The organism is Mycobacterium sp. NGS41 (assembly GCF_059812725.1).
The window spans coordinates 96,649-118,256 of the sequence record NZ_JCALDF010000009.1 but is presented as its reverse complement, the minus strand read 5'-3'; the positions used below and the strand labels follow the sequence as shown (position 1 = coordinate 118,256).

Genomic DNA, 21,608 nt, shown 5'->3' with positions numbered 1-21,608 from the left:
AAGCCTAACCGGAGCGATCGCGGGCTCATGAATACGCAGGCAGCATCCGACTTGATCACCACCACCTGGCCCGGTTGCCCACCCCGCCTTCTGGTTCCCGGTGTCGAGCATTACGAGGCATATCGGCAGCAGGGCGGCTACCGGCCGCTGTCGAGCGCCGACCAACTGCTGGCCGACGTCGAAGCCAGCGGCCTGCTCGGCCGTGGCGGCGCGGCATTCCCACTCGCAATCAAGTTGCGCGCGGTGCGGGACAACGGGCGAGCAATCGGGGGGCCGGGGAGCACTGTCGTCATCGCGAATGGCGAAGAGGGAGAACCGGCTTCGATCAAGGACCGGTGGCTGTTGCGCAACAGGCCGCACCTGGTGCTCGACGGGCTCCGGTTGGCAGCGGCGATCGTGGCCGCCGATCGCGCGTATGTGTATGTGTCCGACCAGGAATCGGCGCTCAGCGTCGAAACCGCACTGAGCGAACTCGATCCGGATAGCCTCGGTGGCCTCACCGTCGGGATGTGGACGGTGTCGCCTGGGTACGTCGCCGGCGAGGAGACCGCCGCGGTTCGCGCGATCAACGGCGGGCCCGCCAAGCCGACGGACAAGCCGCCGCGCCCCTACGAAGAGGGTGTCGGCGAGCGGCCCACGCTGGTGAGCAATGTCGAGACACTTGCCAATCTGCCCTGGCTGCAACACCACGGTCCCGCGGAGTTCCGTACGCAGGGAACGCCACAATCGCCGGGTACCTTCCTGGCCACCATCAGCGGCGCCGGCCGATCACCGGTTCTGTACGAGCTTCCACACGGCGTGCCGTTCACCGAACTGGTTGCGCAGCACGGGGTTTCACCTGACCAGGTGCGGGGCGCGCTGATGGGCGGCTATTTCGCCGGCCTACTCAATCAGCGCGTACTGGATACCACCTTGGACCACGAGACGATGCGCAGTCTCGGCAGCGGTCTGGGTTGCGGTGCGATCTCGATCATCACCGCCGACTGCCCGCTTGCCGTCGCGGCCTCGGTGCTGGCCTACTTCGACCGCGAGAATGCCGGGCAGTGCGGATCGTGTTTCAACGGAACGGCGGCAATGGCCGCGGCGGGCGGCGCCCTGCGCGACGGCGTCGCCACGACCGAGGACGTCGATCGGCTGCGACGGTGGTCGGTGGTGCTGCCGGGTCGCGGCGCCTGCGCGACGCTGGACGCCGCCTGCAACGTGGCGGCGACCTTGCTGGACCAATTTCCCCGGGAGGTGGCAAACCATCTCGATAACGCCTGCCCGGACTGCCGTGATCACCGCTTCCGCGCCGACCGTCCCTACGAGGCGGAAACCATGAGGCACGCATGAAAATCCGGTTGGACCGCACTGTTTGCGACGGCTTCGGTCTGTGCGCCAAGCATGCGCCGGGTTACTTCTCGCTGGACGACTGGGGATACGCGTCCCTGATCGGGGACGGCGACGTGCCCGAACAAGACCACGACGCGGTCATGCGCGCGCTGCTGGACTGCCCGGTACATGCCATCACCGAGATTGGTGACCGCCGCCCCACCACCCCGCACCCGGAGCTGCACGACGAGGACGATCCCGCGGCGCGAGTCAATACCGAAGCGAACGAAGCTCAATGGGGCTTCACCCGTTGACGCATTTTTCGCCGCAGGACCCGTCAGCGAAAGCTCATTCGGGTCACAAGCTGCCCTGGATAGCGCCTGCTCGGAAGTGATAACGTAATTCTCCGAATTGCATAATGGCCCTACCGCCCACAGCCCGATTTTCGGAGGTGACGTGACAGCAGCACCGGGTCGCCCGCTGCCCCTGATCACCGACCAAAACGAGTTCTTTTGGAAGTCGGGAGCCGACGGCAAGCTGCGCCTCCAGGAATGCCAGGCCTGCCAGGCGCTGATCCATCCGCCCGCGCCGGTGTGCCGCTACTGCCGATCCCGCGAGATCGGCGTGCGGGCGGTCTCCGGCAGGGCGACTCTGGCCGGCTTCACCGTCAACCACCGGTTCAGCGTTCCCGGTATGCCGGCGCCCTACGTCATCGCGCAGGTAGCCATCGCTGAGGATCCCCGCGTCCGGCTGACCACCAACATCGTCGACTCCGACCCTGAGCAACTCGAGCTCGGCCAACAGGTCGAGGTGGTCTTCGAGCAGATCGAGGACGTCTGGCTGCCGCTCTTCAAACCCGCCTCAGGCACCGCTTCCCTGCCGGACGACGAAATCGCGCCGGAACGCTTCGGCGAATATGTCCGGCCCATGCTCACCACGGAGAAGTTCGAGGATAAGGTCGCCCTCACCGGGATCGGCATGTCGAAGATCGGTCGACGGCTGATGGTGCCGCCGCTGTCGCTGACCATCGACGCCTGCGAGGCCGCCATTGCCGATGCCGGGCTGACGATGGCCGACATCGACGGCCTCTCGACCTATCCCGGCGGCGGCAACCTCGGCGGGTTCGGCGAGGGCGGGGTGACCGCGCTGGAGGCCGCGCTGGGCATTCGGCCGACGTGGCACAACGGCGGCATCGAGACGTTCGGCCCGGGCGGGTCGGTCATCGCCGCGATGCTCGCGATAGCGGGCGGTCTCGCGCGTCACGTGCTGTGCTTCCGCACGCTGTGGGAAGCCACCTTCAACGAGCGGATGAAGCAGGGCAAGATCATCCCCTCCATGGGGCGCACCGACAGCTGGCAGTGGCCGTTCGGCGCCACGTCGGCGGCCCACACGTTGGCGATCAACGCTCAGCGGCATTTTCATCGTTACGGCACCATCAAGGAGACGCTGGGCTGGATCGCGCTGAACCAGCGGGCCAATGCCGAACTCAACCCGACCGCCGTCTACCGCGATCCGATGACGATGGACGACTATCTAAACGCCCGGCCGATCACCACGCCGTTCGGTCTCTACGACTGCGACGTGCCGTGCGACGGCGCTATCGCCGTCATCGTCTCCGCCGTGGACGCCGCCCGCGACCTGGCCAAGCCTCCCGTCCTGGTGGAAGCGGTGGGAACACAGATCGTCGAGCGGATCGACTGGGACCAAAGCACCCTGACCCATGAGCCGCAGGTGCTGGGCCAGGCCGCGCACGTCTGGACGCGCACCTCGCTTCGGCCGGCCGATGTCGACGTCGCCGAGCTCTACGACGGATTCACCATGAACTGCCTGTCCTGGATCGAGGCGCTGGGCTTCTGCGGAATCGGGGAGGCCAAGGAATTCTTGGACGGCGGCGAGAACATCGCCCGCGACGGCGTGCTGCCGCTTAATACTCATGGCGGCCAGCTTTCGCACGGCCGCACCCACGGCATGGGCCTCCTGCACGAGGCGGTCACCCAACTGCGCGGCGAGGCGGGTGAACGGCAGGTCGCCGACGCCCGGGTCGGCGTGGTCAGTAGCGGGGGGCTCACCCCCAGCGGCGTCCTTCTGCTGCGGGCGGACGCATGAATCCACTCCCCAGGCTGGTGATCGTCGACGGCGTGCCGATGTCGGCTCTGGTCTCGGAGGCCGCCGGTAAAGCCGACCCCAGGGCGGTGATCCTGGCCATCCACGGCGGCGGCACCACCGCCATCTATTTCGACTGCCCGGGCCACCCGTCGTACTCGTTGCTGCGGACCGGCGCGGAGGCAGGATTCACGGTGGTCGCGCTGGACCGGCCCGGTTACGGCAGCTCCGCCCCTTATCCGGAGGCGATGGCCGCACCCGCGCAGCGGGTCGACCTTGCCTATGCGGCGGTGGATCGCATCCTTGGACAGCGACCACGCGGCGCCGGGTTGTTCGTGATGGGCCATTCGGGCGGTTGTGAACTCACGCTGCGGATGGCCGCCGACGAGCGCGGCGCCGATCTGCTCGGCATCGAACTAGCCGGCACCGGTCGGCACTATCACCCTGCGGCCCGGGAAATTCTGAAGACGGCAACCAGAGAACGCCGACCAGCGGGCCTGTATGACTTGCTCTGGCAACCGGAGCGGCTGTATCCGGCCGAGGTCCTCAACGGGGCCACCATTTCTCCGAGCGCTCCAGCGTACGAGGACCAGATGGTGTCAGACTGGGCCCGCCAGACCTTCCCGGCGCTTTCCCCCGCGGTGCGGGTGCCAGTGCAGTTCAGCATCGCCGAGCACGAAAAGGTCTGGCAGACAGACGACTCGGCGCTGACCGAGATCACCGCGCTGTTCTCCGGTTCACCGCGGTTCACCGTCAACAGACAAGCCGAAGCGGGGCACAACATCAGCCTCGGGCGCAGCGCCGCCGACTACCACCGCACGGTGTTTGCATTCGTGGACGAATGCGTTTCGGCACTGGGTCCGGACCGCCCGGCGACCGTGACGCCACAGTCACTCTCGGACCCGAACGTGACTGCAGCGTCACGCTCGACAGCCGAAGAGGCCGGCTAATGCGGGTCGGATTCATCGGCCTGGGCAGCCAGGGCGGCCCCATGGCACGCCGGATCATCGAGGCCGGCTACCCGACGACTTTGTGGGCGCGCAGGCCGTCAACCCTCGAGCCATTCGCCGATACGGACGCCAAGGTCACCGGGACACCCGCCGAACTCGCTGCAGCCAGCGACCTGGTCTGCGTCTGCGTGGTCGGCGACGCCGACATCGAGGAGGTCACCGGCGGTGCGGGCGGCGTACTCGCGGGGCTCAATCCGGGCGGGGTGATCGCGGTGCACAGCACGGTGCATCCCGAGACCTGCCGTGAGCTCGCGAAGACGGCCAGCGCCCAAAGTGTTTCGGTGATCGACGCGCCGGTGAGCGGCGGTGGCCCGGCAGCGGCACAGGGCCGCCTGCTCGCGATGGTGGGTGGTGACGCCGACGTCGTCGAACGCTGCCGTCCGGTCTTGCAAACCTTCGCCGATCCGGTCGTCCATCTCGGCGACGTGGGCTCGGGGCAGACCGCCAAGCTGCTCAACAACCTGCTGTTCACCGCCAACCTGGGAACTGCGGCCGCAACTCTGTCGCTGGCGCAGACCCTCGGCCTGACCGCGGAGCGGTTCACCGAAGTGGTCTGCCGTAGCAGCGGGAACAGCTTCGCACTCAACGCAATCGGCGGAACCGGCAGCCTGGACCGGCTTGCCGGGCTCGCCGGGACACTGCTGCGGAAAGATGTCCGGCTGGTCGCCGACCTCGCCGGCCAGGCAGAGACCCGCGGCGGTGCCGTGCTGGATGCGGCCGACGCCGCGCTGACCCTGATGGACTATCCCCGATGAAGTTGACATGACAGCATTTCCACCCTTTGCGGTTCGCCACGAAACCACTACCGTTAGCCTTACAGTCGGGCCTTCCGCTGTAATGGCCTGCAGCTCGTCAGCCAGGAGTGTGCAATGACCAGATCCAAGGTCGACTTCGACCCGTTCTCCGAGGAGTTCTTCAACGGCGCCTGGGATACCTACCGACGGATGCAGGAAGAAGCGCCGGTCTACTACAGCGAGGAATACGACTTCTACGCACTGACTCGGCACGAGGACGTGGCCGCGGGCCTCAAAGACTTCGAAACGTATTCGTCGTCCTATGGCATTGACCTGTCGATGGTGCGGTCCGGGCAGAAGCCGCCGCAGTCGATCATCTTCATGGACCCGCCCGATCATCGCCACATGCGCAGCCTGCTGAACAAGGTCTTCACACCGCGCGCCATCCAGTCGCAGCGACAGATGGTCACCGAGAAGATCGACAAGTACCTCAGCGCAGCCGATCCCGACGCGTTCGACGTGGTACGGGACCTCTCCGGTCCGTTCCCCGTCGAAGTGATCACGACGATGCTCGGGGTACCGGAAGAGCACGCGCAGCAGGTGCGGCACTGGATCGACGTGTCGCTGACCCGCGAGCCCGGACAGGTCGAAGTCGGCGAAGAGGGCATGCAGGCCAACATCAACACCGCGATGTTGTACTACGAGCTGGTAAAGCAGCGCCGCGAGGAGCCGCGAGACGACCTGTTCACCAAGCTGATCGATGCCGAGATCGAACGCGAGGATGGGCAGACGACGAAGCTCGACGACCTCGAAATCACCGGTTTTGCAACGCTATTGGGTGGCGCGGGTGCCGAGACCGTGACCAAGCTAGTCGGCAATGCTCCGGTGGTGTTCGCCCGCTTTCCCGACGAGTGGCAAAAGCTGCTCGACGATCGCAGCAAGATCCCGGCCGCAGTCGAAGAATTGTTGCGCTACGAGGCGCCGTCGCAGTACCAGGTCCGCCGTTCGATGAAAGACGTCCACCTCCACGGTGTCACGATCCCGGCCGGAAAGCCGATCTTCCTGATCAACGGCGCCGCCAACCGCGACCCTGCGGCCTGGACCGATCCCGACAAGTTCGACATCGATCGCGACCGAACCGAAGCGCAGAACATGGGATTCGGCTACGGGGTTCATAGCTGCCTTGGCGCGGCGCTGGCCCGCATGGAAGCTGTGATCGCACTGGACAAGCTGCTCGACTTCATGCCCCGTTATGAGGTGGACTGGGCGGGTTGCAAGCGCGTTCATATGCAAAACGTCGCGGGCTGGCAGAACGTACCGGTGAAAGTCCTGCGATGAGAGTCGAAGTCGACTTCGGTCTCTGCGAAAGCAACGGGGTGTGCATGGGCATCATCCCCGAGGTCTTCCACCTGGACGACGACGACATGCTGCACATCCTGCAGCCAGAGGTCACACCGGAGAACGAGTCTTTAGTGCGGGACGCCGTGCGTCAGTGCCCGCGGCAGGCGATCTCGATCACGGAGTAGTACCGCGAGCAGACGCAAAAGCCCCTCATTCCGTGCCGAAATGAGGGGCTTTTGCGTCTGCTCGGCACCAGTAGGATGGTCATCGATGAGAGCGGTGAGTTGTCTCCACGGTGAGTTGTCGGTCGTCGATCTGCCCGCACCACAACCGGCCGCAGGACAGCTGGTACTTGACGTGGTTCGGTGCGGTATCTGCGGATCGGATCTGCACGCCAAGGACCACGCCGACGAGTTGGCCGACGCGATGAACGCAGTGGGCTATCAACACTCCGTTGCCAGCGACACAGCCGTGGTGTTCGGCCACGAGTTCTGCGGTCAAGTCACCGAGCGCGGGCGCGGCGTGGCCAAGCAGTTCAAAACGGGCGCAACCGTGGTGTCCTTCCCGCTGCTGCGCGCCCACCAAGGTGTCCACCTCACGGGGCTGTCTCCGCTGGCCCCCGGCGCGTATGCCGAACAGGTGCTCGCGGAGGCGGCCATGAGTTTCGTCGTGCCCAACGGCCTCGATCCCAACATCGCCGCATTGACCGAACCGATGGCAGTCGCGTTACATGCCGTGCAACGCAGCGATATCGCCAAGCGTGACGTGGCTGTCGTGGTGGGGTGCGGCCCGGTCGGCCTTGCCGTCATCTGTCACCTCAAGGCCAAAGGCGTGGAAACCATTGTCGCCAGCGACTTCTCGCCAGGACGACGTGCGCTGGCTCAAAGTTGCGGCGCGCACATCGTGGTCGACCCGGCCGACGGCTCGCCGTACGATTCCGTGAGCGCCCGTAAGGGCGTCGTCACCTCGGTGACCGATCTGTCCGAGCTGGGTGTCGGCGCGATGGAGAAGCTGCGCAAGCTGCCCGGCTGGAACCACGTCTACCGCGTCGCGGACCGGCTCGGCGCAGCGGCACCCAAACGACCCGTGATCTTCGAATGCGTCGGCATACCGGGAGTAATCGATTCGATTCTCGTTGCAGCGCCTTTCAATTCGAGGGTTGTCGTTGCCGGGGTATGCATGGGCACCGACCATTTCAGGCCCACGGTGGCGATCGGCAAGGAAATCGACTTGCGCTTCGTGTTCGGTTACACGCCGTTGGAATTCCGCGACACCTTGTACCAGCTCGCCGACGGCAAACTGGATGCCACCGCCCTGGTGACCGGAAAGGTCGGGCTCGCGGGGGTCGATGCGGCGTTCGGAGCCCTGGGAAATCCCGAAACGCATGCCAAGATTGTCATCGACCCGCAGAGTACGAACGACCAGGTGTGAGCGACCTACCGCGAGCAGACGCAAAAGCCCCCATTTCGTGCCGAAATGAGGCGCTTTTGCGTCTGCTCGGCCGGACTAGCGCTCCTTGATCGCCTGCTCGGGGCAGAATTCAATGGCTTCCCGGGCCGCTGCCTCCAATTCGGTTGGCACATCGGACGTTATCGCCACCGAGTAACCGTCGTCGGTCAGGCTGAACACTTCCGGGCACACCGTGAGACACATCCCGTGACCTCGGCAGCACTGATCGTCGACCCAGACTTTCATGCGGGCGTGAACTCCAGGTGCAGCTCGGTCACCCCGCGCAGGATGTAGGTCGGAACATATTGGTAACGACGGTCATTCGCGGGGCCGTGCACACGCTCGTTGATTCTGATGTCAGACGTCCGGTCGAGCAGCCGCTCGATCGCCACGCGGGTTTCCGCTCGCGCCAGCGGCGCGCCCGGGCAGCTGTGGATGCCCCGCCCGAATGACAGATGCTGCCGAGCGTTCTTACGAGCCGGGTCGAAGGTGGCGGGGTCGTCGAACCGGCGCGGATCACGGTTGGCGGCGGCTTGCACAACCATCACGGTAGTCCCCGCCGGCAGATCCACCCCGCCGACGTTCACGGGCACCCGGTTCAATCGGAAATCGCCCTTGACCGGGCTCTCGATGCGCAGCGACTCTTCGATGAAGTTCGGAATCAGGCTGCGGTCCTTACGCAGCTGGGCCTGGATGTCGGGGCGCTCCCCTATGGTCTGCAAGGACGCGCCCAGCAGCCGCACGGTGGTTTCCTGGCCGGCGGAGAAGACGTTGCTCGCTACACGGGCCACGTCTTCGACATCGGGAATCGAGCCGTCCGGGAAGGTCGCGGTGGAGAGACCCGTCAGCACGTCATCGCGAGGGTTGCGGCGGCGGTCACGGACGTAGTCGGAGAAGGTGCCGTAGAGGAATTCCAGCGGATTGTGCGCCAGCGACTCCTTGCCGGTGCCGCCGATGCCGCCGCCGGAGTGGTCGCGAATGTTGTTGACGAAAGTGTCGCGATCTTCCTCGGGCACGCCCAGCAGGTCGGCGATGACCAGCAGGGTGAAGGGCCCCGCGAAGCCCTTGATGAATTCGCCCTCGCCGGGCGCCAGGAATGGATCGAGCGCCCGATCGGCGAGGTCCCACATCGCGTCCTCGTTCTCCTTGAGGCGCTTCGGGGTGATCAGCCGCATCAGCAGGGCCCGGTGGTTGGTGTGGGTCGGCGGGTCGAGAGTGGGCAGCTGGTCGCTGAACGGCAGCTTGTCGCGATGCTCTTCGATCAGCTCGGTGACGTCGTCGCCCTCGAGCGGTACCGGAAACCCGGGGAACGGGCCGGTCACCGAGATGCACGACGAGAAAGTCTCGGCGTCGTTCAACACAGCGCAGGCCTCGTCCCAGCCGGTCACCATGGTGACTCCGTGATGGTCTTCGCGGGCGACCGGGCACTGCTGCCGCAGGGCCTCGTAGTACGGGTACGGGTCCTCGACCAGCCGTTTGTCGCGGAAGAAATCCATCTCCAAGTCGTTCACCATCGCTTGCTCCGTTCGAATCTCATCTGGTGAGAACGTTCCTCTCAGAGATGAGTATTACATTTCCATACGACGTGTGCGTCGTCAACGACAGCTCCCCGCGGCGACAGTCGCATTGGGACGGGTCGGGCTTCAGCTGGCCGGCACCAGGTCGGCAGCGACTGACGGGCACGCCAGCAGCCCGCTGCGAAAGATTTCGGTGAGACCGATCGCGCGTTCCGGCGACGCCGCGGCGGCCAGTGCCTGAGCCTTGAACGTCTGGGCCGCCGTGCTGAGGCGATGCTGCACTAAGCCGACGCTGTCATCGAGTTCGGCCGGCCATGTCTCGCCCCACAGCGTGACCTCGGTGACGCCGTGATCGAGGGCCTGTAACACGCCCTGCCGCACCCGCGAATCGCATCCGAAAAGGTCCGCCGCGGCCGCCAGCGCCTGAGGACGAGGACGGGTTCCGGCCGACTCCAGCGCCTGTTCGAGGTCCAGGGTCGCAGCTCCGAGGATGTGCAGCGGCCGATCGTCTGGGTGATCGGCAATCAGGACGGTGACGTCCCATCCCGCCATCGCCCTATCGAAAAGCCAACCGCCGGCGTACCGCACCACGTCGACGACGCTGGCGGCGACGACGTCGAGCCGGTACCTCATGTCGGGCTCTTCGGCGCAAAGTCGCGAGCCAGCGTCTCGGCGTACTCTTTGAACACCTCGGCCAGTGGTATCGAGGGATCGAGCAACCATGTGGTTTCCATTCCGTTGATGAAGGCGAGAATTTCGATTGCCTTGACGGCGGGGTCTATGTCGGTGCGATACCGTCCGGCCGCCTGACCGCGGCGGATACCCGCGGCGACGATGTCGGTAGCGTCCCGCTGCCTGGCCAGCAGACGGTCGTGCAGCGGAGCGTCGGGAAGGATGTTTTCCACCAGCAGCACCGTGAAGGTGCCCACCAGCTCGGGCGCCCGGCTGAACCGATCGGCGACCTGAGCGATCTCGGCGAGCAGATCGCCCTTCCGGTCGGCGTGCGCGTCGTCGTCGAGGTCCCGTGCGTCGAGCACGGCGTGCAGCAGCTGCTCCTTGGATTCGAAATGATGCAGCAGGCCGGCAGGACTGACTCCGGCTTCCCCGGCGATCTGGGCGAGTGTGGTGTTGCGCCAGCCGTTACGCGTCAGGAGCCGCTGCGCGACCTCGAGGATCCGCTGCTTACGGTCCTCGCCCTTGGCGAGCAGGGTGTCGTATGGACGGGCGGCGGGCAAATTATTCCCTCAACTCGAAACCAACCTTCTGAACACACAGTAGGTAGGTTTGCCCGCTCTGGCAAGAGTCCGGCCGGGTAACGAACTATTGGGCGCTAGGTCGCGAGCTCGACCAAGGTGGCATTGGCCGTGCCGCCGCCTTCGCACATGGTCTGCAGGCCATAGCGAATCCCGTTGTCGCGCATGTGGTTCACCATGCGCGTCATCAACACCGCGCCGGAGGCGCCCAGCGGGTGACCCAGCGCGATGGCGCCGCCAAGGGGATTGACCCGCTGCGGATCGGCGCCGGTCTCAGCGATCCAGGCCAGCGGCACCGGCGCGAATGCTTCGTTCACCTCGAAGACGCCGACCTCCGCGAGCGCAACACCCGCCTTTCTCAGCAGCTTCTCGGTCGCCGGTATTGGGCCGGTCAGCATCAGCACCGGATCGGCCCCGGTCACCGCGCCGGCGCGGTAGCGCGCAATCGGCGTCAACCCGAGCCCAACCGCCATCTCCGAAGTGGTCACCAGCAACGCGGCCGCGCCGTCGGAGATCTGCGAGGAATTGCCCGCGTGGATCACCCCGTCTTCGACGAACGCGGGCTTGAGTGCGGCCAGCTTTTCCACGCTGGTCCCGCGCCGCACGCCCTCGTCATCGACGACGACCGCTGCGTCGCCGGGGAACACTGGGACGATCTGGTCAGTGAAGGCTCCGGCATCCTGGGCCGCAGCGGCCCGCTCATGGGACTGGGCGGAGTACTCGTCGAGCTGGCTGCGGGAGAATCCCCACTTCTTGGCGATCATCTCCGCCGACAGACCTTGGTTGAAAGAGAAATCGTCATAGCGGGCAAGGACTTTCGGGCCGTACGGCATCCCGGTTGCCCGAGCCGCTCCAAGAGGGACACGACTCATGACCTCGACGCCGCCTGCCACGACGACGTCCTGCTGCCCGGACATCACCGCCTGCACCGCGAAGTCAAGGGCTTGCTGGCTGGAGCCGCAGGCCCGGTTGACGGTGGTCCCGGGGATGGTCTCGGGCCAGCCGGCCGCCAAGACCGCATACCGGCCGATGTTGCTGGACTGGTCGCCGACCTGGGACACACATCCCCAGATCACGTCGTCGACGATGTCCGGGCCGATTCCGGCGCGTTCCATCAGTTCGTTGAGGACGATTGCGGACAGGTCGGCGGCATGCATACCGGACAGGGCGCCGTTCCGCTTTCCGACCGCGGTCCGTACCGCCTCGACGATGACTGTTTCGCGCATCAGTAGCTCCGCGGCAGTTTCAGGACGTGCGAACCGAGGAAGTTCAGAATCATCTCCTGACTGATCGGTGCGATCTTCATCAGCCGCGCCTCCCGGAAGTATCGCGCCACGTGGTATTCCTCCGAGTAGCCCATCCCGCCGTGGGTTTGCAGCGCTCGGTCCGCGGCGGTGAAGCCGGCGTCGGCGCACAGGTATTTGGCGGTATTCGCTTCGCGCCCACAGGGTTTGCCGTTGTCGTAGAGCCAGGTGGCCTTGCGCAGCATCAGCTCGGCGGCGTCCAGCCGGGCCAGCGAGTCGGCCAGCGGGAACTGGATGCCCTGGTTCATGCCGATCGGCCGGTCGAATACGTACCGCTCGTTGGCGTACCTCACGGCCTTATCCAGTGCCACGCGCCCGATGCCGAGCGCCTCGGCGGCGATCAGCATCCGCTCCGGGTTCAGGCCATCCAGAATGTACTGAAACCCCTTGCCTTCCTCGCCAACTCGGTCTTCGACGGGCACCTCGAGGTTGTCGATGAACAACTCGTTGGAGCTGACGGCGTTGCGGCCCATCTTGCGGATCGGGCGCACGTCGACCCGGCTGCGGTCGAGATCGGTGAGGAAAAGCGTCATCCCGTCGGTCTTCTTTGCCACTTCGTCATAGCTTTGTGTGCGGGTCAGCAGCAGGATCTTGTCGGACTCGACGGCTTTGGAGATCCATACCTTGCGGCCGTTGACGACATAGTGATCACCGTCGCGTTTGGCGAACGTCGTGATCCGCGAAGTGTCAAGCCCGGCACCGGGTTCGGTGACCCCGAAGCAGACATGGACATCGCCGGTCGCGACGGGTGGCAAAGTGCGGCGCTTGAGTTCCTCGGAGCCGTGCACCACCACCGGTTGCATGCCGAAGATCGACAGGTGAATCGAGCTGGCGGCGTTCATGGCGCCACCGGATTTGGCGACCTCCTCGAGCAAAATGGTCGCTTCGGTGATGCCGAGGCCGTGGCCGCCGTACTCGGTCGGAATCGTCATCCCCAGCCAGCCGCCATCTGCGATGGCCCGATAGAACTCGGTCGGAAATTCGTGCGACTGGTCTTTTTCCATCCAGTAGTGGTCGTCGAACTTGCGCGCCAACTCCGCGACCGACCGGCGGATCAGCTCCTGGTCTTCGGTCAGTTCGAAATTCATCCCACCGTCGGGCACAGGGGCGCTCCTTTCAGCGCGAGCAGACGCAGAATCGCACGATTCCCGCCCGAATGATGCGATTGTGCGTCTCGTCGCCGGGCACAGGTGGCGCCTTAGTCCTTATTGCCGGTGAGCTCTTTCGCGTTGGCGGCAAAGTCCGCGAACGACGAACCAGCGCGCTCCTCCTTGTGGTGACTGAGCGCCCGAATGGACACGTCGTGGCCCTCGGCTGCCTTGCGCAGCGAACCGACCGTCGCCTGCTCGGGCGTGATGTGGGTGAAGGGGTCGAACGAATACCAACGCATCGCGTTCTCGTAGGTCATCTTCTTGATCTCGTCGTCCGGCACGTTGTTGATCGAGAGGACGTCCCAGAGTTCCTCGGGCGCGCCCGGCCACATCGAGTCGCTGTGCGGGTAGTCGGCCTCCCAGCAGATGTTGTCGATGCCGATCATGTTGCGCAGCGCCACGCCCACTTTGTCGCTGATGAAGCAGGTCAGGAAGTGGTCGCGGAACACATCCGACGGCAGCTTGTCGCCGAAGTTCTGATGCGTCCACGTCGAGTGCATCTCGTAGGTGCGGTCGGCACGCTCCAGGAAGTAGGGGATCCAGCCGGTGCCGCCCTCTGACAGCGCGATTTTGAGGTCCGGGTATTCCTTGATGGGCCGCGACCACAGCAGGTCGGCGGCGGCCTGCACGATGTTCATCGGCTGCAGCGTGATCATCACGTCCATCGGGGCGTCAGGTGCGGTGATCGCCAGCCGGCCCGAAGATCCGATGTGCACGTTCATCACGGTGTTGGTGTCGCACAAGGCTTTCCACAGCGGATTCCAGTACTCGTTGTGGAAGCTCGGGTAGCCCATTGCGGCCGGGTTCTCGGTGAAGGTCAGCGCGTGTACGCCCTTCTTCGCGACCCGCCGCACCTCCGCGGCACACGCCTCGGCATCCCAGATCACCGGAATGGCCATCGGGATGAACCGGGCCGGATATGCCCCGCACCATTCGTCGATGTGCCAGTCGTTGTAGGCCTGCACCAGGGCCACCGAGAATTCCGGGTCCTCGGTGGCGAACAAACGCCCGGCAAAGCCGGGGAAGGACGGGAAGCAGATCGACGCCAAGATTCCCCCGGCGTTCATGTCCTTGATCCGCTCGTCGACGTTGTAGCAACCCGGTCGGATCTCGTCGAGCCCGGTTGGCTCGATCCCGTACTCCTCCTTGGGCCGGCCGGCGACCGCGTTGAGCGCCACGTTCGGGATGACCGTGTCACGAAACTTCCACATGTCCGAGCCGTCGGGGTTGTGCACCAGCCGCGGTGCGTCGTCCAGGTATTTCTTCGACAGGTGGTTCTTGAACATGTTCGGCGGCTCGACGGTGTGGTCGTCGACGCTGATCAGGATCATGTCCTCTTTGTTCATGGCCGTACCCCTCTCTTGGGTGCCTCGAGCAGGTATCGGACGGGCGGCCACCGAGCGGGCTATGTCCGGCCCAAGCGAGCCGCCACCTGCCTCCAAGCTCTCTAGGTTTGAAAACTATCTTCTCGCGAAGTGAGAATCAACATCCAGGGTAGCGGCGCCGCCTGCGCCCTGCGGGCCCGCTCCTCGGAGTCCTGTGCGAATCGCCCACTCCGAAATGATAGGAGCAGAGCGCAGAAAGCACCTTCTGACCAGGTCAAGCGGCGCTGCGAGGCGGCCCTGAGATGGGCCTGAGGCATGCTGGCCCAAACCGGCGCACACCACCGCGGCAGGCAGGCGCCGATCCGCACGCCGCAGGATTGACCACGGGACCGAATCGTGCAAGTCTATTGGTTATAAATGAGAATATGATTCTCTTTGACCGAGAGGAACCCGGCGCAATGCGCTTGCCGCCCCTGCCTGCCGACCGATGGGACGAGGCTGTCCAGCAGTCCCTGGCCGGCATGCTGCCTCCGCAACGGCGCAATCCGCGCGACGCCGGCAACGCGCTGTCGACATTCGCCAATCACCCCGCGTTGGCCAAGGCATTCCTGCCGTTCAACATGCACCTCTTCAGATCCACGCTGCCCGATCGCCTTCGCGAACTGGCCATTCTGCGGGTCGCCCATCGCCGCGAGTGCGCCTACGAGTGGACTCACCACGTCAACCTGGCCAAGCGAGCCGGAGTGAGTGATGAAGAAATCGAGGCCGTGCGCCGCGGCGGTGATGGTTGGTCCGCCGACGACTTCGAGCGCGCCGTGATTACCGGGGTCGACGAACTCGACGAGAAATCGCAATTGTCCGACGAGACCTGGACCGCGCTCGGCGAGCGCTGGGACGACCACCAGCGTATGGACTACGTCTTCACAGTCGGCTGCTACACGATGCTGGCCATGGCCTTCAACACTTTTGGCGTAACGGTCGAAAAAGACCCACCAGCCGGAATAGAGAGGTAGAACCTTGCCACATTTCCCGAAGCCAGCCGCCGGAAGCTGGACAGAGAACTATCCCGAACTGGGAACCGCACCGGTCGACTACACCGACTCGATCGATCCGGCATTCTTCGAAGCCGAGCGCGACGCGATCTTCAAGCGCACGTGGCTCAATGTCGGCCGCGTCCAGCGACTGCCGCGCACCGGCAGTTACTTCACCAAGGAGCTGCCCTCGGCGGGGCAGGGCATGTCGGTCATCATCGTCAAGACCAAAGACGGATCCGTCAAAGCCTTTCACAACGTCTGCCGGCACCGCGGAAACAAGCTGGTGTGGAACGACTATCCGCATGAGGAGACGTCGGGCACCTGTCGGCAATTCACCTGCAAGTACCACGCCTGGCGCTACAGCCTGGACGGTGATTTGAATTTCATCCAGCAGGAGGACGAGTTCTTCGACGTCGACAAAAGCCAATACGGCCTGGTGCCCGTGCGTTGCGAAGTCTGGGAAGGGTTCATCTTCATCAATTTCGACAACAACGCAGCGCCGCTCACCGACTACCTCGGGCCGCTGGCCAAAAGCATCGAGGGCTACCCGTTCGGCGAGATGACCGAGACCTACTCCTACCGCGCCGAGGTCGGCAGCAACTGGAAGTTGTTCATCGACGCGTTCGTCGAGTTCTACCACGCGCCGATCCTGCACCAGGGGCAGTACACCAAGGAAGAAGCCGCCAAGATCCAAAAGTTCGGCTACGAGGCGCTGCACTACGAGGTGGCCGGCCCGCACAGCCTGCAGTCGACCTGGGGTGGTCAGGCACCGCCCCCCGACATGTCCATGGTCAAGCCGATGGACCAGGTATTGCGCAGCGGATTGTTCGGCCCGTGGGACAAGCCGGAGATCATCGAAAAGCTTGACCTGCCTTCGGGTGTCAACGTGAAGCGGGTGCCGCAGTGGGGCATCGACTCGTGGCTGTTCTACCCGAACTTCATGCTGCTGATCTGGGAGCCCGGTTGGTACCTGACCTACCACTACTGGCCGACCGCGGTGGACAAGCACATCTTCGAGTGCACGCTGTATTTCGTCCCGCCGCGCAATGCGCGGGAACGCCTGGCCCAGGAGTTGGCCGCCGTGACGTTTAAGGAGTACGCACTGCAGGATGCCAACACGTTGGAAGCCACCCAGACCATGATCGGCACCCGGGCCGTCAAAGAGTTCCTGCTGTGCGATCAGGAAGTCCTGATCCGCCATTTGCACAAGACGACCGGTGACTACGTGAAGGAGTACCAGCGCAATGGCGCTACCGTCTGAATTCGCCGACCTGGAACCCCATTTGGGTTGGGATCTGGCCACCGAACCGGAGCGCTACGCCAAGCGGCTGGCCTCTACGATGGCCGAGATGCAGGAGTTCTACGACGCCGCGTTCCCCCGTCTCGAGGACGCCATCGCCTACTGCGACAAGTTCCCTCTGGACGACCTGCCCGGGGAGGCGCGGACGCTCATGCACATCATGCAGTCGTTGGTCATGGTGTCCTTCCCAATCGAGGCGTGGAAGCAGCCCCGCGTTCCTGACAGCGGCGCAGCCTGGGTAGAGCTGATCCGGGAGCCGGTGATCTGACGTTGTCGGACGCTCTTCGCGCAAGCGGCTCATCGCAGCTGACCCTCAAGGCCGCCGGGCTGCTTGACGTCGATGCCGGCGAGATCGTTCGGCCCGGCGTCTTGCGGATAGAAGGTGACCGGATCGCCGGTGTCGGCGCCGGCGCGCAGGGACCGGAAGACAAGGTTCTCGATCTGGGCGATCAGATACTGTTGCCCGGTTTGATGGACATGGAGGTCAACCTCCTGATGGGTGGCCGCGGGGAAAAGCCCGGGCTGTCCCAGGTGCAGGACGACCCGCCGACGCGGGTGCTGCGCGCCGTCGGCAATGCGCGCCGCACCCTGCGGGCCGGGTTCACCACCGTGCGCAACCTCGGCCTGTTCGTCAAGACTGGCGGCTACCTGCTGGATGTCGCGCTGGGCAAGGCAATTGACGCCGGCTGGATAGACGGGCCCCGGATTGTGCCTGCGGGGCATGCGATTACGCCCACCGGCGGGCATCTGGACCCGACCATGTTCGCGGCGTTCGCGCCGCACGTGCTGGACCTGACGGTCGAGGAAGGCATCGCCAACGGAATCGACGAGATCCGCAGGGCGGTGCGTTACCAGATCAAGCACGGCGCCGAACTGATCAAGGTCTGTTGCTCGGGTGGGGTGATGTCACTGACGGGTCCGCCTGGCGCGCAGCACTATTCGGATGAGGAGCTGCGCGCGATCGTCGACGAGGCACACCGCCGCGGGCTGCGAGTCGCCGCACACACGCACGGGGCCGACGCCGTCAAGCATGCGGTCGCCGCCGGTATCGACTGCATCGAGCACGGCTTCCTGATCGACGACGAGGCGATCGCGACGATGGTCGAGCACGGCACCTTCCTGGTGAGCACGCGCCGCCTGGCCGAAGGAATGGACGTCTCGCACGCACCAGCCGAGCTGCAGGCCAAGGCTGCCGAAATGTTCCCGAAGTCGCGGACCTCGATACTTGCCGCCCACAAAGCCGGAGTGAAGATCGCGGTTGGTACCGACGCGCCAGCGATACCGCACGGCAAGAATGCCGACGAGCTGGTCACCCTTGTCGACTGGGGCCTGCCGCCGCTGGCGGTGCTGCGCGCGGCCACCGTGACGGCCGCCGAGCTCATCAATGCAGCCGACCGGGGACGGCTGGCGCCCGGCCAGCTCGCCGATATCATCGCGGTACCGGGAAACCCGTTGGAAGACATCACCGTTACCCGCAACGTCAGCTTCGTCATGAAAGGCGGCAAGGTATATGCCCACCAGAACTGACGACTTGGTCGAGATCCAGCAACTGCTCGCCCGGTACGCGGTGACCATCACGCAAGGAGATGTCGACGGACTGGTCGGTGTCTTCACGCCCGACGGAACCTACAGCGCTTTCGGCGACACCTACCGCTTGGACAGGTTCCCGGATTTGGTCGAAGCCGCACCAAAGGGCCTGTTTCTGACCGGGACAGCGCTGGTCGATATCGACGGCGACACCGCGAGCGGTACACAGCCGTTGTGCTTTATTGAACATGCCACTCACGACATGCGAATCGGCTACTACCGCGACACCTATGCCCGCACCCCTGACGGCTGGCGGCTGCGAACGCGGGCCATGACCTTCATCCGTCGCAGCGGTGTGCACGACTCCGGGCGCCCGCATGCGGTCGGGCGTCCCGCCCCGTGAATGTCGAGCAATTCCGGACGGATCTGCGCGCTTGGCTGGACGCCACCGACCTGACCCCCGGACCCGACCATTCGCTGCAAGGCCAGCTGCGCCAACTCGCGCGAGTCCATAGTGCTTTGTACGAAGCCGACTGGATGCGCTACGGCTGGCCCGTGGAAGTCGGCGGATTGGGTGGGCCCGCGCTGTTCCGTGCAATCGTAGGCGAGGAGGTGGTCGGCCGTCGTCTCGCCGAGCCCGGGCCGTACTCGATGGTCGAGGTGCTCGCACCCACGATGATCGATTACGCGCCTGCCGACCTCGCAGCCGAGATGGTGCCGCGTCTGCTCAGCGGCCGCGAACAATGGTGTCAGGGCTTTTCCGAGCCGGGATCCGGCAGCGACTTGGCGTCGCTGTCCACCCGCGCCGCCCAACAGGGCGACAACTGGACTGTCAACGGGCAGAAGGTCTGGACCAGCTTCGCGCAGTTCTCCACCCGCTGCATCCTGCTCACTCGCACCGCGCCCGGACATGAAGGGATTACCGCGTTCTTCGTCGACCTCGACACACCCGGCATCACCATTCGGCCGCTGCGCACCATGCATGGGGTCGACGAATTCTGCGAGGTGTACTTCGACGACGTGGCGATCCCATCCAGCCGGATGCTCGGCCGGCCAGGAGACGGCTGGCGGCTTGCGATGGACCTGCTCCCGTACGAGCGCTCCACCTGCTTCTGGCAGCGGATCGCATACCTCTACTCACGGTTCGACGGGCTCATCGCGGAGACTTCGCAAGACAGCCATCCTGACGAGTCTGCCTTAGGCGCAGCCTATCTCGCGTTGCACACGCTGCGCTGCCGGTCCCGTGTCACCCAACACCGGCTGCGCGACGGAGCCCGGCTGGGGCCGGATACCTCCATCGACAAGGTGCTGCTGGCCGGCGCTGAGCAACGGCTCTACGACACCGTGCGCGACCTGATGCCCGGGGTCCTGGAACTCGACGACACACCGTGGCGCCCGGAGTACCTGTACTCACGCGCGGCGACCATCTACGGCGGTACCGCCGAGATCCAGCGCAATATCATCGCCCGGCGGCTACTGGACCTCGGGAAGGAGTGATTGTGCACCCCGCGACGGATCCCGAGTCGTTGCAGCTGCTGTCCGATTCGGTACGGACCGCGATGACCGAATCGACGTCAGCCTCGGGCGCAAAGCTCGACGCGGCTTTGGCCGATCTCGGCTGGCTCGACATGCTCGACGAAATTCCAGAAATCGCAGTCCCTTTGGTGTTCCGGCTGCTCGGTGAGACCGGAGCACACGCGCCGGTGCTCAACGATGTGGTGTTACGTGCGGCCGAACGTGAGCCCGGTGGCACCGTGCCACTGCCGTTCGCCGGCGGCTCCTGGGTGGTCTGGGACCGCATCGACGCCGCCAGTTCGGCGCTGGACGATGAGCTGCCGATACACCGGGTGGCACAAGGAGAGTCAGCGTCACCGGCTGCGCTGGCCGCGGGACGCCTGGCAGTCGGCTGGTGGCTGGTCGGCGCCAGCAGGGCGATGCTTGGCTTGGCGCGTCAGCATGCGGTGGACCGCGTCCAATTCGGCCGACACATCAGCTCGTTCCAGGCGATCCGCCACCGGCTGGCCGAGACGCTCGTCGCGATCGAAGGCGCCGAGGCGACCCTGCTCGCCGCCGGTGACATACCGGAGGACTCCGAGGGCTCACACGCCCTGGCCTGCTTGCTGGCGAAGGCGGCGGCCGGTCAGGCCGCGCTGACCGCCGCGCGGCACTGCCAGCAAGTGCTCGGCGGGATCGGTTTCACCGCCGAGCACCACCTCCATCGACATGTCAAGCGGACGTTGATCTTGGACGGATTGCTGGGCAGCACACGCGAATTGACCCGGGAGGCCGGAACGGTGCTGCGCGCTAGAGGTTCCGCACCGCGGCTAGCTCAGCTGTAGCGTCTCGGGTCGCGCCATGGCGACGTCGTTTAGAATCAATGTCCATGAGCCAGCCCGGCGCACCTCGAGACCCGTTGAGTGTCGTGTCCGTGATCCTGGGTGTGGTCGCGCTGATCACGTCCTGGGTCCTGATCGGGATTTTCTTCGCTATCGCGGCGATCGTGACCGGCTCGATCAGTCGGTCGCGAGCCAAGCGAAGCGCGACGCCCGGTTCCCGGGTCGCGACAACCGGCATCGTATTAGGTGTGGTGTCGGTCGCGGCCGCGTTCGTCGCGGTGGTCTCTTACGTCTGGATCTACACTCACCACACCGAGCATGATCGCGTATGCAAGGTCTTTGACACCTATCAGCGCTGCTGACACCGTTACCTAACGGATCATCAGATGCGCACTCCCGCTTATTAATTGCGCGGCAGTCCGAGTATCCGCTCGGCGATGATGTTCCGCTGGATTTCAGAGGTGCCGCCGGCGATGGTCGCGGCGAAGGTACGCACATACCGGTCGAACCTGCTGCGATAGTGGCTGTCCAGATCGAGCGGTGCGAACGGCGCGGTAACCGCTTGCAGCACAAGCCCGTCGGCTCCCGCGGCGTTCAACGCATCCTCGGAGGCGCGCTGCAAGGCCTCCGAGCCCAGCAGTTTGAGTACTGACTGCGCGGGCACATCCTCTTCACCACGAGCCGCCTTCGCGATAGCCGCCGAGCCGAGCAGCTGTAGCGCCTGAGCATCCATCGCCAAGGTGGCGTAGTTATCCCGCTGCAGCATTCCCGACGGATCGAAATCGAGTGCGAGCGCATGCAACAGGTCGACATAGTCCATCCACAGCATGGCGCGTTCGTGGCCCAGCGAGCCGGTTGCCACCCGCCAGCCGCCATTGAGCTCACCCACCAAATTCTCGGCCGGCACGCGGGC

23 protein-coding genes and 1 pseudogene are annotated in these 21,608 nt (G+C 65.0%); 16 read left to right on the top strand and 8 right to left on the bottom strand.

All coding sequences use genetic code 11. The features are described from left to right. The first annotated feature begins 27 nt into the window (after positions 1-27). The 8 genes from AC5Y21_RS11280 to AC5Y21_RS11245 all read left to right on the top strand — a co-directional run bounded on the left by AC5Y21_RS11280 (position 28) and on the right by AC5Y21_RS11245 (position 7,930). Positions 28-1,332, top strand: coding sequence for an NADH-ubiquinone oxidoreductase-F iron-sulfur binding region domain-containing protein (locus tag AC5Y21_RS11280; RefSeq protein ID WP_499912254.1), 1,305 nt, complete (start codon positions 28-30; stop codon positions 1,330-1,332). After that, entirely contained in the window at positions 1,329-1,625 is a 297-nt protein-coding gene (locus tag AC5Y21_RS11275) for a ferredoxin (protein ID WP_499912252.1), read from the top strand. The genes AC5Y21_RS11280 and AC5Y21_RS11275 overlap by 4 nt, the downstream gene beginning before the upstream one ends. Positions 1,626-1,767: 142 nt before the next feature. Continuing rightward, on the top strand, positions 1,768-3,417 hold the full coding sequence (locus AC5Y21_RS11270) for a thiolase C-terminal domain-containing protein (protein WP_499912250.1): 1,650 nt from the start codon (positions 1,768-1,770) through the stop codon (positions 3,415-3,417). Continuing rightward, positions 3,414-4,364: an alpha/beta hydrolase gene (locus AC5Y21_RS11265; protein WP_499912248.1), complete on the top strand. Its 951-nt coding sequence runs from the start codon at positions 3,414-3,416 to the stop codon at positions 4,362-4,364. Before AC5Y21_RS11270 ends, AC5Y21_RS11265 begins: the two co-directional genes overlap by 4 nt. After that, complete coding sequence (locus tag AC5Y21_RS11260; RefSeq protein ID WP_499912246.1) at positions 4,364-5,179, top strand: NAD(P)-dependent oxidoreductase; 816 nt, start codon at positions 4,364-4,366, stop codon at positions 5,177-5,179. Before AC5Y21_RS11265 ends, AC5Y21_RS11260 begins: the two co-directional genes overlap by 1 nt. A gap of 114 nt (positions 5,180-5,293) precedes the next feature. Continuing rightward, a complete protein-coding gene (locus AC5Y21_RS11255) occupies positions 5,294-6,496 on the top strand; it encodes a cytochrome P450 (protein WP_499912244.1) in 1,203 nt (400 codons plus the stop codon). Continuing rightward, entirely contained in the window at positions 6,493-6,684 is a 192-nt protein-coding gene (locus tag AC5Y21_RS11250; RefSeq protein WP_499912242.1) for a ferredoxin, read from the top strand. The genes AC5Y21_RS11255 and AC5Y21_RS11250 overlap by 4 nt, the downstream gene beginning before the upstream one ends. Positions 6,685-6,769: 85 nt before the next feature. Further along, on the top strand, positions 6,770-7,930 hold the full coding sequence (locus AC5Y21_RS11245) for a zinc-binding dehydrogenase (RefSeq protein ID WP_499912240.1): 1,161 nt from the start codon (positions 6,770-6,772) through the stop codon (positions 7,928-7,930). Between the two features lie 75 nt (positions 7,931-8,005). Here the strand turns inward: AC5Y21_RS11245 and AC5Y21_RS11240 are convergent, their stop codons facing one another. The 7 genes from AC5Y21_RS11240 to AC5Y21_RS11210 form a co-directional block, all read right to left on the bottom strand. Beyond that, positions 8,006-8,194 carry a ferredoxin gene (locus AC5Y21_RS11240; RefSeq protein WP_499912238.1) on the bottom strand — a complete coding sequence of 63 codons (189 nt, stop codon included), beginning with the start codon at positions 8,192-8,194 and terminating at the stop codon, positions 8,006-8,008. Then, positions 8,191-9,462: a cytochrome P450 gene (locus AC5Y21_RS11235; RefSeq protein ID WP_499912237.1), complete on the bottom strand. Its 1,272-nt coding sequence runs from the start codon at positions 9,460-9,462 to the stop codon at positions 8,191-8,193. The genes AC5Y21_RS11240 and AC5Y21_RS11235 overlap by 4 nt, the downstream gene beginning before the upstream one ends. A 129-nt stretch (positions 9,463-9,591) precedes the next feature. Further along, a complete protein-coding gene (locus AC5Y21_RS11230) occupies positions 9,592-10,098 on the bottom strand; it encodes a hypothetical protein (protein ID WP_499912235.1) in 507 nt (168 codons plus the stop codon). Continuing rightward, positions 10,095-10,700 carry a TetR/AcrR family transcriptional regulator gene (locus AC5Y21_RS11225; RefSeq protein WP_499912233.1) on the bottom strand — a complete coding sequence of 202 codons (606 nt, stop codon included), beginning with the start codon at positions 10,698-10,700 and terminating at the stop codon, positions 10,095-10,097. The genes AC5Y21_RS11230 and AC5Y21_RS11225 overlap by 4 nt, the downstream gene beginning before the upstream one ends. A gap of 95 nt (positions 10,701-10,795) precedes the next feature. Continuing rightward, on the bottom strand, positions 10,796-11,944 hold the full coding sequence (locus tag AC5Y21_RS11220) for a thiolase family protein (RefSeq protein WP_499912231.1): 1,149 nt from the start codon (positions 11,942-11,944) through the stop codon (positions 10,796-10,798). Further along, on the bottom strand, positions 11,944-13,110 hold the full coding sequence (locus AC5Y21_RS11215; protein WP_499912388.1) for an acyl-CoA dehydrogenase family protein: 1,167 nt from the start codon (positions 13,108-13,110) through the stop codon (positions 11,944-11,946). The genes AC5Y21_RS11220 and AC5Y21_RS11215 overlap by 1 nt, the downstream gene beginning before the upstream one ends. Before the next feature lie 110 nt (positions 13,111-13,220). Further along, a complete protein-coding gene (locus AC5Y21_RS11210) occupies positions 13,221-14,519 on the bottom strand; it encodes an amidohydrolase family protein (protein ID WP_499912229.1) in 1,299 nt (432 codons plus the stop codon). A gap of 437 nt (positions 14,520-14,956) precedes the next feature. Between AC5Y21_RS11210 and AC5Y21_RS11205 the strand changes: the two genes are divergently transcribed. The 8 genes from AC5Y21_RS11205 (at position 14,957) to AC5Y21_RS11170 (ending at position 21,057) form a co-directional block, all read left to right on the top strand. Further along, complete coding sequence (locus tag AC5Y21_RS11205) at positions 14,957-15,511, top strand: carboxymuconolactone decarboxylase family protein (protein ID WP_499912386.1); 555 nt, start codon at positions 14,957-14,959, stop codon at positions 15,509-15,511. Positions 15,512-15,515: 4 nt separating this feature from the next. Next, entirely contained in the window at positions 15,516-16,793 is a 1,278-nt protein-coding gene (locus AC5Y21_RS11200) for an aromatic ring-hydroxylating oxygenase subunit alpha (protein WP_499912228.1), read from the top strand. Beyond that, positions 16,777-17,100, top strand: coding sequence for a hypothetical protein (locus tag AC5Y21_RS11195; RefSeq protein ID WP_499912226.1), 324 nt, complete (start codon positions 16,777-16,779; stop codon positions 17,098-17,100). Before AC5Y21_RS11200 ends, AC5Y21_RS11195 begins: the two co-directional genes overlap by 17 nt. 2 nt (positions 17,101-17,102) lie before the next feature. Next, positions 17,103-18,359, top strand: a complete 1,257-nt coding sequence (locus AC5Y21_RS11190) for a metal-dependent hydrolase family protein (RefSeq protein ID WP_499912225.1) — start codon at positions 17,103-17,105, stop codon at positions 18,357-18,359. Continuing rightward, positions 18,343-18,762 (top strand): nuclear transport factor 2 family protein, encoded by a 420-nt coding sequence (locus tag AC5Y21_RS11185; RefSeq protein WP_499912222.1) that lies wholly within the window; start codon positions 18,343-18,345, stop codon positions 18,760-18,762. Before AC5Y21_RS11190 ends, AC5Y21_RS11185 begins: the two co-directional genes overlap by 17 nt. Beyond that, positions 18,759-19,856, top strand: coding sequence for an acyl-CoA dehydrogenase family protein (locus AC5Y21_RS11180; RefSeq protein ID WP_499912220.1), 1,098 nt, complete (start codon positions 18,759-18,761; stop codon positions 19,854-19,856). The genes AC5Y21_RS11185 and AC5Y21_RS11180 overlap by 4 nt, the downstream gene beginning before the upstream one ends. Before the next feature lie 62 nt (positions 19,857-19,918). Continuing rightward, entirely contained in the window at positions 19,919-20,698 is a 780-nt protein-coding gene (locus AC5Y21_RS11175) for an acyl-CoA dehydrogenase family protein (RefSeq protein WP_499912384.1), read from the top strand. Between the two features lie 44 nt (positions 20,699-20,742). After that, positions 20,743-21,057: a DUF4190 domain-containing protein gene (locus AC5Y21_RS11170; RefSeq protein WP_499912218.1), complete on the top strand. Its 315-nt coding sequence runs from the start codon at positions 20,743-20,745 to the stop codon at positions 21,055-21,057. 41 nt (positions 21,058-21,098) lie between these two features. Here AC5Y21_RS11170 and AC5Y21_RS11165 read toward each other — a convergent pair. Then, a pseudogene (locus AC5Y21_RS11165) lies at positions 21,099-21,560 on the bottom strand (acyl-CoA dehydrogenase family protein); the annotation flags it as partial. Positions 21,561-21,608 lie beyond the last annotated feature (48 nt).